The sequence below is a fragment of the Flavobacterium aurantiibacter genome (assembly GCF_002251775.1).
GTDB classification, from domain to species: Bacteria; Bacteroidota; Bacteroidia; order Flavobacteriales; family Flavobacteriaceae; genus Flavobacterium; species Flavobacterium aurantiibacter.
On sequence record NZ_NOXX01000144.1, the window covers coordinates 1 to 11,522 of the forward strand.

General features: G+C 40.5%; 12 protein-coding genes. 1 reads left to right on the forward strand and 11 read right to left on the reverse strand.

From position 1 onward, the window contains the following. Positions 1-409: 409 nt before the first annotated feature. The 11 genes from CHX27_RS03065 to CHX27_RS03120 form a co-directional block, all read right to left on the reverse strand. Positions 410-1,330, reverse strand: a complete 921-nt coding sequence (locus CHX27_RS03065; RefSeq protein ID WP_094485300.1) for a glycosyltransferase family 2 protein — start codon at positions 1,328-1,330, stop codon at positions 410-412. Beyond that, positions 1,312-2,571, reverse strand: coding sequence for a glycosyltransferase family protein (locus CHX27_RS03070; protein WP_094485301.1), 1,260 nt, complete (start codon positions 2,569-2,571; stop codon positions 1,312-1,314). Before CHX27_RS03070 ends, CHX27_RS03065 begins: the two co-directional genes overlap by 19 nt. Beyond that, positions 2,568-3,341, reverse strand: a complete 774-nt coding sequence (locus CHX27_RS03075; RefSeq protein WP_094485302.1) for a glycosyltransferase family 2 protein — start codon at positions 3,339-3,341, stop codon at positions 2,568-2,570. Before CHX27_RS03075 ends, CHX27_RS03070 begins: the two co-directional genes overlap by 4 nt. Next, positions 3,338-4,258: a GDP-L-fucose synthase family protein gene (locus CHX27_RS03080; protein WP_094485303.1), complete on the reverse strand. Its 921-nt coding sequence runs from the start codon at positions 4,256-4,258 to the stop codon at positions 3,338-3,340. Before CHX27_RS03080 ends, CHX27_RS03075 begins: the two co-directional genes overlap by 4 nt. Continuing rightward, positions 4,255-5,346 carry a GDP-mannose 4,6-dehydratase gene (gmd, locus tag CHX27_RS03085; RefSeq protein WP_094485304.1) on the reverse strand — a complete coding sequence of 364 codons (1,092 nt, stop codon included), beginning with the start codon at positions 5,344-5,346 and terminating at the stop codon, positions 4,255-4,257. Before gmd ends, CHX27_RS03080 begins: the two co-directional genes overlap by 4 nt. Before the next feature lie 53 nt (positions 5,347-5,399). Then, positions 5,400-6,188 (reverse strand): glycosyltransferase family 2 protein, encoded by a 789-nt coding sequence (locus tag CHX27_RS03090; protein WP_094485305.1) that lies wholly within the window; start codon positions 6,186-6,188, stop codon positions 5,400-5,402. Beyond that, the gene (locus CHX27_RS03095; RefSeq protein ID WP_094485306.1) at positions 6,185-7,096 is read right to left on the reverse strand and encodes a hypothetical protein; all 912 of its coding nucleotides are present in this window, start codon (positions 7,094-7,096) and stop codon (positions 6,185-6,187) included. The genes CHX27_RS03090 and CHX27_RS03095 overlap by 4 nt, the downstream gene beginning before the upstream one ends. After that, entirely contained in the window at positions 7,096-7,947 is an 852-nt protein-coding gene (locus CHX27_RS03100) for an FkbM family methyltransferase (protein WP_094485307.1), read from the reverse strand. Before CHX27_RS03100 ends, CHX27_RS03095 begins: the two co-directional genes overlap by 1 nt. Positions 7,948-7,949: 2 nt before the next feature. Continuing rightward, positions 7,950-9,257, reverse strand: coding sequence for an ABC transporter ATP-binding protein (locus CHX27_RS03105; protein WP_094485308.1), 1,308 nt, complete (start codon positions 9,255-9,257; stop codon positions 7,950-7,952). Then, complete coding sequence (locus tag CHX27_RS03110; protein WP_094485309.1) at positions 9,254-10,099, reverse strand: ABC transporter permease; 846 nt, start codon at positions 10,097-10,099, stop codon at positions 9,254-9,256. Before CHX27_RS03110 ends, CHX27_RS03105 begins: the two co-directional genes overlap by 4 nt. Positions 10,100-10,421: 322 nt before the next feature. Beyond that, a complete protein-coding gene (locus CHX27_RS03120) occupies positions 10,422-10,691 on the reverse strand; it encodes a T9SS sorting signal type C domain-containing protein (protein ID WP_094485311.1) in 270 nt (89 codons plus the stop codon). Between the two features lie 66 nt (positions 10,692-10,757). On the opposite strand from CHX27_RS03120, the gene CHX27_RS03125 reads away from it, so the two are divergent. Continuing rightward, complete coding sequence (locus CHX27_RS03125; protein WP_133063402.1) at positions 10,758-11,327, forward strand: hypothetical protein; 570 nt, start codon at positions 10,758-10,760, stop codon at positions 11,325-11,327. The last annotated feature ends 195 nt before the right edge of the window (positions 11,328-11,522 follow it).

Consider the following 11,522-nt stretch of genomic DNA (forward strand, 5'->3'; position numbering starts at 1 on the left):
TATTTTTCTACTTTTAAACAGTTCGATTTAATGGGAAGCTTACACAGGGAACTTTAATTTTAAAAGCGATAAACAGTAATCTAGACGTGATAAACTATTCAGAAGATCCTGAATTTTTAGAATTCTCAAAATTAAATGGAACAAAAGTTAATTTACAGTTAGCCAGAAATGCTTTTCATATTCACAAAAGACTAATTGAATTGAAAAAAATACAACCTGCTAATTTTTTAAACTGCTATCCTTTCGAATATTGTATCTCTAGAAATCCCAAATACCTATTACCAAAAATCTTGAAAGAGAAAGTTAAATACTCTTACTATTGTAAAATATCAAAAATTTACTACCACTTCTTTACAAGCCAGTATAAAAATTAAGAAATGAAAAATCAAAATTATGTTTAGATTTTAAGTCAAACTATACTTTTGACGGAAGGTTGAAAATAGATTTTTGCTTTTGGTAATTTCATATAAGCAGTAAACTCACTTTTCAACAAGGTATTTCTTCCTTTAATTAATAATCGGAGATCTAACACGAAATAAAAAAGCGCCTTACCCATTGTAAAGACTGCTTCTGGTTCGGTTTTGAAAACTCGAGACTTAAGTTGCCAAAATATCGAATAAGAAAACATTTTTATAAACATAGGAAATGGATAAAATGTAAACATAAGATTCCAGCCAGATTGCCAGCCCCGTTGTAAACGTAAACTGTAATCGTCCTGTAGCTTTCGAGAACGCACATCAACACGATGCTGTACATAAACTTCTGGCGTATAAAGCACTTTCATGCCTTTTTTAAACAAGGAATATGAAGCAAAATCTTCTTCCCCATAGAATTTCCAATACTCCGGATAATCAGGTACTTGCCGCCAAGCATCAATTCTCCAAGCGTGACCGCAACCTACAAAAGACTGTACCTGGTGAGCTGTTTCATCGCTGCGTTCAAATTTTCGAATTTCTTTACCCCAGAATATTCGAAATGCTAAAACTGCTGCTAACGGATCGCTTTCGAAGTTTTGTACGACGTATTTTAAAGCATCGCCATTTATGAAATGGGCGTCGTCATCGAGCGAAACGGCATAAAGAGCTTTACTTTGATTCAACATCTGGTTCCGACAATACATATATCCTCGCGATTGCCCGTTTCGAAGTAGTTGCACTTGTGGAAACTGGTTTCGGATAAAATCACTCGTACGATCGGTTGAACCATCATCGAAAACAATCACTTTTGCTGTTTCAAAAATGTTTTGTGCTTGAAGTTGCTGCAAAGTAAATTGCAGTTCATTCCAACGGTTTTTTGTAGTGATGTGGATTTCTATTTCCGATGCAAACATTTGTCAAAGATAAGTTGTTTGAAATGCGGCGCTCCGAAATAATGGTTCAGACGATCAGATTGATAATCGGCTTTTAAGCCGCCGTTTAAAAACTGATTGAAAAGGGATTGCAATATGCTGGAAATTCGTTGACTGTCATGAATTTCGGCGTGCCAAGGATACGTGTCGCCCAGCAAACGCATGGTTTCTGAACGAGCTGGTCCCAGATGTAAGATTGGCTTTTCTGCCGCGGTACAATTCACCATTTTAGCGGGAAGAAACGGGCTGTCGGGCGCATCGGCTTCCAGAATGATGTTTACCGCTGCGTTATTTTGAATACCCATAACAGCATAATACGGCTCGCCATTGGGTAGAAATACGATTTGAGGAACGTTTGCCATTGCGGCTTCTATGGCTTTTTGATGGTAGGATGCAGGTCCGATTAGATACAAGCGAGCGTGGTTTTGCGCCTGCGGATTTTCGTTTAAAAAATCTTTAAACCCTTGAATTAAACCTGCCGGATCGCGTTGTTTCATCAAATTACCGGCATGTAACAGGTTGAATAATTTCGGATCGAAATACTCAGGAACTTCGGTTAACGAAATTTGTGCGCTTTCGTTTTGATGAGGAATGACAAAAGATTTATGCTTGCAATCGGGAAAAAACGCAGACATGTGCTCGAGCAATAGTTGCGACGGAAATGCTATAAATTGAGCTTTTTGCGTAATTCGTCGCATAAACGCCTCCTTAAACTGGTGGCCACTTTCGGTCCACGTGTACGGCTCCGGATAAAAGTGCATCGGATACGGATCGTGGATGTACGCCAGCCATTTCGAATGCCAGCCGATATTTCGCAAAACAGCTCCGTGCGGTCGAAAACTGCCTCCTTTACTGAGCGTAATAATTAGATCGAAATCGGCCGGTTCGAATGTAATGAGTTCTTTTTCAAAGCGATTTACATCGTTGAAAAAAGTGAACGAAAAACCGAATCGCGCTTCTTGAAATCGGTGCAAAGGCCAGCTGAACCATCGTTGTGCTACACGTTGCGTTCGACTAAGCCAATAATTTATATCTGATTTTAGTTCACCGATATTTCGCGTTTCGACACCAGGGATTTCGATTTCACGGTAACTGCTATGAATTACGGTGACCTGAAATCCGGTATCTCGTAAATTTTGAATGATAGCTACATTAGCTCGAGATCCACTACTGTCGTTTACGTTGATAGAATCTACAGCGATAAGAATTCTTGGCGCACTCATTTTTTTCTGCGTAAGCGTTTAACAGTCTTTGCAAGTGCTTTTCCAGCAGCTAAAATCGCGGGCTTGTCGAACAGGTGTAGGTCTCGAAGCCGTTTAAAATCACTAATTAGATGCGGCAACCACATTTGGTCTATTCGTTCGTGTTCTTCGCCCCAAGTACCTTGTTGGGAAATGCCGTCGAGTTCAAAAATGGCTATTACCTGGTTTACGCCTTGAAAACGTACTTGCGGATTTATGCCTATTCGAATCCAGAATTCGTAATCGCCTGCAATTCGAAAAGATTCGTCGTAACTGCCGTATTTTTCGAATAAACTACGCTTAATAAACGTGCTTTGGTGTTTGAGTCCGCTCATCCATAATTGAAACAAGGTTGGACTTGCCGCGTGTGTACGAATACCTTGAAAATTGCCGTTTTTTCTCAATTGGCACGAAAACGAAACAACGTCTTTTTGCAGATATGGTAAGCATTTTTCGAGAATGTACGGATCGTCGACGAGTTCGTCTCCACTATTCATAAACAACAGATAATCGCCTGTAGCTTGTGCAATTCCTTTGTTCATTGCGTTGTAAATTCCGCGGTCTTTTTCTGAACAGGTATAATGAAAACGACTGGCATTTTCGGCAATGAATTCGGCACTACCGTCGGTTGAACCTCCGTCGATAACAATATACTCTAAGCGAATATTCTTCTGGCTTACAACGGATTGTACGGTTCTTTTCAAACCCGACAGATTGTTGTAATTGATTGTAATGACCGAGAGGAGCTTCATAGGAATTTAGATTGATACACGTTTCGAATTCCTTCTTCTAGCTCAATTTTAGGAAACCAACCTAAACCATTCAATTTTGAGGTATCGGTAAGTTTTCGCGGAGTTCCGTCGGGTTTAGAAGCGTCGAAAATGAGTTCGCCGGAATATCCAACAATCTTTTTTATGAGTTCGGCGAGTTCTTTGATAGAAATTTCGCTGCCGGTTCCGATGTTTACAAATCCGCCTTCGTTGTAATTTTCCATTAGGAATACGCAGGCATCAGCCATATCGGTTGCGTGCATAAACTCTCGAAGCGGCGTTCCTGTGCCCCAAATTTCGACACTTGCGGCTTGATTTTGCTTTGCTTCGTGCATTTTTCGCAATAGCGCTGGCAATACATGCGAGTTTTGCAGGTCGTAATTATCGTTTAGGCCGTACAAATTGGTGGGCATGGCCGAGATAAAGTTCCTACCGTATTGCGCGCGATAGGCGTCGCACATTTTAATTCCGGCGATTTTTGCGATGGCATAGGGTTCGTTTGTAGGCTCTAAAGTGCCTGTTAACAAGGCATCTTCGACCAGCGGTTGTGGTGCGAATTTGGGATAGATGCACGTTGAACCTAAAAACAACAGTTTTTTCACTCCATGTAAATGACTTTGGTGAATGACGTTGTTTTGAATCATTAGGTTTTCGTAAAGGAAATCGGCGCGATACGTATTATTCGCAACGATACCTCCTACTTTAGCTGCAGCCAGAAAAACATATTCCGGTTTTTCGGTTTCAAAAAAGTGTGCCACCGCCAACTGATCACGCAAATCGAGTTCTGAAGAGGTTCGCAGCACAAAATTGGTATAAGCTTTATGCCGCAAATTTTCCAGAATGGCACTTCCTACCATTCCGCGATGGCCTGCTACAAATATTTTGGCGTCTTTATTCATTTGTCCAGTTGATTCATTTGCGCTTGTTTTCGCATTAATTCCAAATCAGCCGCCATCATTTCGTCGATTAATGCATCGAGATCATATTTGGGTTTCCAGCCGAGTAGTGTTCTCGCTTTGGTGGCATCGCCTATGAGTAAGTCGACTTCCGTAGGGCGGAAATACTCCGGATCGATACGAACCACCACGGATCCTTCTTGCAGTTTTGGACTCGTTCCGTTGTACTGACTAACAATTCCGATTTCATCGACTCCGCTTCCCTTCCACGTAAGTGTAACACCTACTTTTTGAAAACATTTTTCGACAAAGGTTCTAATTCGAGTGGTTACGCCGGTTGCGATTACAAAATCGGTTGGTTCGTCGTGTTGCAACATGAGCCACATAGCTTCGACGTAGTCTTTTGCGTGTCCCCAATCGCGTTGTGCATCGAGGTTTCCTAAATACAAACACGATTCTAAGTTATGTGCCATTTGCGACACGGCTCGTGTAATTTTTCGAGTGACGAAGGTTTCGCCGCGAAGTGGACTTTCGTGGTTGAACAATATACCGTTGCAGGCAAACATATTGTAGGCCTCGCGGTAATTTACGGTAATCCAATAGCCGTATAATTTGGCTACTCCGTAGGGCGATCTTGGATAGAAAGGCGTTTTTTCGGATTGTGGAACTTCTTGCACCAAGCCGTAGAGTTCGGATGTAGACGCTTGGTAAACCTTGGTTTTGTGCGTTAGATTAAGTAAACGAACGGCCTCGAGCAGTCGAAGTGATCCTAAAGCATCGGTATTTGCGGTATATTCAGGTATATCGAAACTCACTCGTACGTGACTCATGGCGCCGAGGTTGTAAATCTCATCGGGTTGCACTTGCTGAATAATTCGAATGAGATTGGTGGCGTCGGTTAAATCGCCGTAATGAAGAATAAAGTTTTGATTTTCAATATGTGGATCTTCGTAGATGTGATCTATACGTTGGGTATTGAACAGAGATGATCGTCGTTTCAAGCCATGAACTTTGTAGCCTTTCGCTAACAAAAATTCGGCTAAGTAGGCGCCATCTTGACCTGTAATTCCAGTAATTAGGGCTGTTTTCATTTTATACTGCTAATGTCTCAAAGATAAGTTAATACCTAAAATGCTCAAGCGATTTATTTTCTGCGATTGTTTTGATATTTAAGAAGTCGTATTTGCGCGGTAGTAAAATACCACGCACGAAAAAGTGATAACAAAAAACCGGTTAAACCGTCTTTGACACCTCGGGCTTTTACAAATGATTTAAAAAAAATTGTAAAAGGTGTTTTTACTATTTTTAAAAGATTAGTTCTTTCTCCAGCGCTGAATCTCGCTTCACCTTCCTTTTCGAGATATCGACAATGCTTTTCCAGCAGTTGGTTCCATGACTGCATCCAGTAATGGTGAATGTGATTGTTGCCTCGGTACGGAATATACAATGCGGTCCAATCGCCTAAAGCAGCACCTCCTAAATGTACTTTCCCTGAAAAGGTGTACCGATTTCGATTCACCAAAAACGTACGATATTTTAAACCACCCCAAGAAGTGCCTTTTAACATTCGGTTTTTAAAGTAGTAACGGATTGGAGCCATGACATGACTTTTGCTATCAGCTATGTCTCTTTCAAAAAGTTCGCAAATCTCAGCAGCTAGTGCTTCGGAAACAACTTCGTCGGGATCGTAAGTAAGGAGCCAATCGTTAGAAGCTGCTGTGCAATATTTAACGTGCAGTTCCTCAACCAAAGCGGGATTTGTTTCGCGTATTATTCGGGCATCGAAACTTTGGGCAATTTCTTGAGTATTATCTGTCGAATTCAAATCTATTATGATGATTTCCGAGCAAAACTGTATGGAGTTCAGACATTCTTCTAGAAGATGTCCTTCGTTTCGTGAGGCAATAATTGCAGAAATAGGCAGTTTCTTCACAGCTTTTTCGCTTTAAAAGCAGTTTTTCGGACAATTAAGTGGCTGGGATAGCGATGACTTCTCGCACGCAATTGCAAATTTAGGGCTTTCCACGCTTTTTTTAATTGAATGGAAAACAGATATTTTACAAGGGTTTCGAAATTGTTCGCGGCAAGCTGCTGCTTACTAATCTTTGGTTTTCCTTTTAGGTGAAACAGCGAATATTTGAATGCTTGTATATTTTTATGCTTAGCACGAATATATGCGCGTACTTTTTCTAGCCCATTTTCTGTAACGCCTCCGCGATAAATACTGTCGGACTCGTATGCTTGGGCAGCTTCGGCATTCCAAACATGGCCCACATTAGCTACTCGCATTTGATTGAATTGCGCCAAGTGTCCGACATTTTCCATAAAAAGCAGGTACGAATTGATTTCACAAGCGTACCACCAACTTTCGGAATCAAAATCGGTTACCAAAGGCATTGTGATTGAATTACTGAATGCTGATGCGCTATAGGCTTGAAATTGCTGATCAATCACTTGGATGTGTTGAACTTCTGCGCGCTTATCGTACAATCCTCGATTGTAGGCTACATCCATCAGCGGAAAACCTACTGCTGGTTTGTACTTCAACAATAATTCTTGAAATTCAGGAAAAGAACCCGATTCGAAAACCACATCATCATCCAAAAAAATATAATACTCGTAAGAATTTGAAATAGACTTTGCAAACTCGTATTGGATATTTCTTCCTTCAGCCCAAGTAGTTTTTGGAATAAAAAACGACTTAAACAAGGCCATTTCGTCCATTGAAACTTCTTCGTCAAACGTTGCAACCACTAAATCGCTTTCCTCATTTTGCAAGGAATGATATTTAAGTACATTTACCTTCCTGCCTTGAACCAGATATAGGAATTTTTTCGACATTACTTCTTGGCAATCAGGTTATTATAAGGATAATGCAACTGCTTTTTATGTGGAATTAACTGCTGATTTTTAAGTTCGTACCAACGATAACCGTAGGTTTCCATAATATCATACAACTCCTGGACCATATAACCTACTTCAAAGCAGGTTGATTCGGTAAACTCCATCATTACAATAGGTTGCTGCGTTTTAAAAAAATGCTCGCCGCCTTGTAGCACAAATTTTTCCCAGCCTTCAACATCGATTTTCACCAACTTAATTTTCGAAATATCGGTTTCTTGCAAAAGACTGTCGAGCGGCTTTACTTCAACCTCAGTTGATATGGTTTGGCTTTTATTGGTGAGTTTTCCGAAGCTATTCCATGCATCATACCCATTTTGCGAAACAAAAAAAGGAATTTTTGCAACTTGATCGGATACCCCTAAGTTGTGTAACTCTACATTTGTAAAGTTGTTGATTTGTATATTCTCAGTAAGTTTTTGGAATGTATCTGGCGCAGGCTCAAAGGCAATAACTTTTCCACTTGACCCAACTTTCTCGGCGGCGAATAAACTAAAGAGCCCGATATTGGCTCCGATGTCTAAGAAATAGTCGCCTTCTGTGAGCGTTTCTTTCAAAAATTGAATTTCCGACTCTTCAAAACCTCTGTAAATGAGTTCTGAGATAGCCGACTGTTTAAACAATTTGATCTTTATTGTAGGCGATAAGGGGAAAATGACCGAGTCGGTCGATTTAAAAAGTATATTCCATTCCTTTATTTGATTCTTTTTTTGAATGGCAACCAATTTAGCTTCGGCCACTTGAAAAACGGCTTTAAACTTCCGTACCCAAAAAAGTAGTGTTTTTATCATCTTCAGGAATTAAAATTAGAGCGAATGGAATTCCATAAAAGACGGGGCATGATACTTCCCGGACGTGTATCTGCGTAAGCGCGATTCAAACCGTTTATGTTAATGATTTCAATCGGTATGGCTACATCAGCGTCGTGAAGCACCCATCGATTGTTATGAATTCCGATAGCGGGCTGAATTTTGTACGCACCAGGTGCTAGCAACTTCTCGGGAATTCGCGCTGAGAAACGGTAATTGCCTTCTGGAAAGTACGATAGTTCGGTGGCATCGTCGTCGTGAAAACCTCGAAATAAAACGGTAGCCGACTTTTCCTCTAACAAATCGAAACCAATTCGCAAACCGGAACACGCTTGTTTAACGGTTACATCAAATAAAATTTCCACCTGTTCAATGGTATCAAAAGCTAAATTTCCCTGTTCGGAAACTTGCACTAGTATTTGATTGATGGAAACTGTTTCGTCGTTTAATGAAGCTAGGCGATCCTGTAGATTAATACTTCCCAGTTGCTCAGCATCGGCACTCAAATACTTGCTGATAACATCGGCGGTCGCTCCGCTATATATTAATTCGCCATTTTTTAGTAGGAATGAGCGCGAACACAAGGTTTGCACCGCAGTTAAATTGTGGCTCACAAAGAGTACAGTTCTTCCTTCGCCACGAGATATATCTTGCATTTTTCCCAGTGCTTTCTTTTGGAACTCGGCATCGCCAACAGCTAAGACTTCATCAACGATCAGAATATCAGGTTCCAAAAAAGCTGCTACGGCAAAGGCTAAACGCACAGTCATCCCTGAACTGTACCGCTTAACGGGTGTATCAATATAGCGCTCGCAACCCGAAAACGAGATGATGTCGTTGAGCTTGGAGGCGATTTCTTTTTTTGTCATACCCAGAATTGCGCCGTTGAGAAATATGTTTTCACGTCCGGTCAACTCGGGATGAAATCCGGTTCCCACTTCTAATAAAGACGCGATTCTGCCTGTATACTTTACTGTTCCAGCGGTAGGTGCGGTAACTTTAGATAAAATTTTAAGCAAAGTCGATTTCCCTGCGCCGTTCTTACCAATAATTCCTACAACTTCGCCTCGTTGCACTTCAAAATTTATGTCTTTTAACGCCCAAACGTAAGCACTGTTACCTTTAGCACTGCGGTCGTTAGCTTCGCCTACTTTTAAGTACGGATCGGGTAAACCTCGAACTCGATGCCACCAGCGATTTAAATCGTGACTTAACGTACCCGTTCCTACTTCACCCAAACGATATTGCTTGGATAGGTTTTCTACTTTCAAAATTACTTCGCTTGCTATCATACTGTATCAATAAAGCTGCGTTCTGTAGCATTAAAAATTATACTTCCGAAGATAAAAACCAGCAAAGAACAAAGTGTACATCCTAAAAAGCTAATCCAGGAAAAAGTTCCGGTACTCAGCAACATAAAACGGGCGTGCTCGATGATATACGCCAGCGGATTGTAATCAACAATCCACGCATAATTCGGGAGTTTTTCGCGTATCATCGCTAGCGGGAAGGTAACGGCGGAAACATACATTAAAAGCTGAACACCAAAACTGATTAAAAAACTTAAATCGCGGTATTTGGTAACAAGAGCCGAAATAAACATTCCCAATCCAAGCGAAAGCAAGGCCATGTTCAACAAAACAACAGGTAAAAGAATCGCGTAAACACTAACACTTACTGAACTTCCTTGCGCGATGTAATACAGGTAAAACCCTACAAAAATTGCGAATTGAAGCAAGAACTTAAATAAATTCGATACCACAATCGACAACGGCATTATGATTCTCGGAAAATAAACTTTGCCAAACAATGAGGCATTCGTCTTGAAAACATCCGAAGTAGTTGTTAAACAAGTGGAAAAGTAGTTCCAAACGGTAATGCTTGCCAGGTTAAATAAAAATGGAGGCACCGAACCCGTTTCAATTCCCGCTAAATTATTGAACAACAAAGTGAATATTAGCGATGTAAACAAGGGCTGTATGAAATACCACAGCGGCCCCAAAATGGTTTGTTTATAAACAGTTACCACATCTCTGCGTACCAACAAAACTAACAAATCCCGATAGCGCCATATTTCGGCTAACGGAAAATACAGTAGCTTGCTTTGTGGCCCTATCTGATTCTCAAATCGCATTAAACTTTTCTGTGCTTATTTTCGAACCAAAGATAAAAGAATCGAGCGATTGCCCAACTAAAAAATAGATTCTTGCCTTTATTTGGGTGTGCCGGCGCAGTGGTGGCTTCGCCGAAGTGTTGTGGCGCCGTCGCGTGCTCCACTGTATCTTTTTGCCAATACAGTACTGGAAATTCCGTAGGGCAAAAAGGATGTCGTTGCGCCCGCTCACACAGAAAATCGTTCCCACATTTCAACGTCATCTAAAAACTTTTCCAGAAAAATGTGCATAAAAAAAGCGCGGCCTTTCGACCGCGCTTCTTTGCTTTATCAGAAACTTGTCTTAGTAACCAAATTTCTTGGTCACAACCGACTTGTCTGTAGTGGTGATCTGAATCAACAACACTTGTTGCTCAGCACGTAGCGTATTCAATACAGTAGTGCTTGCGTTGATGTCGTTTACTTCTAGAATCAATCGACCACGGATATCGAATACTTTTACGTTATCCATTACCGCTGAACCTGCATTGATGTGTACCATCTCATCTTTCTTGTACACCACAACATTGTTGGCATCAAGCGATGGGTTGTCTACACCAAGTGGGTTAGCCACGTAAACAATCTCGAAACGGTTGGTGAAATCACCTACTTCAGNTGCTAATTTTTAAATCTTTAAAATATGAAACTACATAGTAACAAATACCAAACACGCAAGTTACAAGTTAGTGAAGTGCTATTGCTACTTTTGCTAACTTTTTTTATGCTTAGCAGTTGCAACAAAGACGATAACAACTGCCAAGGAATAGAATGCCTACCGCCAGCAACCCAGACAGGAGCAGGTACTTTTGGCTGCTTGGTTAACGGCGTGCCTTATGTAGACAACAGCGGTTTTTTTAACTGCTTTTATCAATTGGTGGATGGGGAGTATTATTTTAATATATCGCCAAATTTCAGTAATAAAATTTTTCGGGAATTAGACTTAGGATGCAATGGTGTAAACTTTGCAGAAATGTCGTCTTTCAATTTGGAAATTAGTAATGACGGAAGTGGCTCTGCTACTTTTTCAGTTACAAATGAATTAAGAGACATTTCAACAAATTTAAATTATAATGGTATTTGCCAGATTACATATTTTAATGATGCAACTAATGTTATTTCGGGAACATTTGAATTTGAAGTTTTTGACGAAGTTACTCAAACCTTATATGTGATTACTGAAGGTCGTTTCGACACCTATTTTACGCAATAACAAAACACCAAATAAATCATGAATAAAATTATTTACTTTTTGTTNCTAAATGGCAACGCACGTGCTTGGATGCTGTACTTAGATCCTGGCTCAATAATTGTTGAAATCGAATTACCTGTGTGTAACATCGTACCTTCAAATCCGGCATCGTTACCTAAAGTAGCGTTCTCAACGTATCCAACCATCATCTGACAC

Excerpts from the sequence above, each read along its gene's own strand:
- CHX27_RS03065 (WP_094485300.1), bottom strand. The coding sequence starts at position 1,330 with ATGTTTGCATCGGAAATAGAAATCCACATCACTACAAAAAACCGTTGG.
- CHX27_RS03070 (WP_094485301.1), bottom strand. The coding sequence starts at position 2,571 with ATGAGTGCGCCAAGAATTCTTATCGCTGTAGATTCTATCAACGTAAAC.
- CHX27_RS03075 (WP_094485302.1), bottom strand. The coding sequence starts at position 3,341 with ATGAAGCTCCTCTCGGTCATTACAATCAATTACAACAATCTGTCGGGT.
- CHX27_RS03080 (WP_094485303.1), bottom strand. The coding sequence starts at position 4,258 with ATGAATAAAGACGCCAAAATATTTGTAGCAGGCCATCGCGGAATGGTA.
- gmd (WP_094485304.1), bottom strand. The coding sequence starts at position 5,346 with ATGAAAACAGCCCTAATTACTGGAATTACAGGTCAAGATGGCGCCTAC.
- CHX27_RS03095 (WP_094485306.1), bottom strand. The coding sequence starts at position 7,096 with ATGTCGAAAAAATTCCTATATCTGGTTCAAGGCAGGAAGGTAAATGTA.
- CHX27_RS03100 (WP_094485307.1), bottom strand. The coding sequence starts at position 7,947 with ATGATAAAAACACTACTTTTTTGGGTACGGAAGTTTAAAGCCGTTTTT.
- CHX27_RS03105 (WP_094485308.1), bottom strand. The coding sequence starts at position 9,257 with ATGATAGCAAGCGAAGTAATTTTGAAAGTAGAAAACCTATCCAAGCAA.
- CHX27_RS03110 (WP_094485309.1), bottom strand. The coding sequence starts at position 10,099 with ATGCGATTTGAGAATCAGATAGGGCCACAAAGCAAGCTACTGTATTTT.
- CHX27_RS03125 (WP_133063402.1), top strand. The coding sequence starts at position 10,758 with ATGAAACTACATAGTAACAAATACCAAACACGCAAGTTACAAGTTAGT.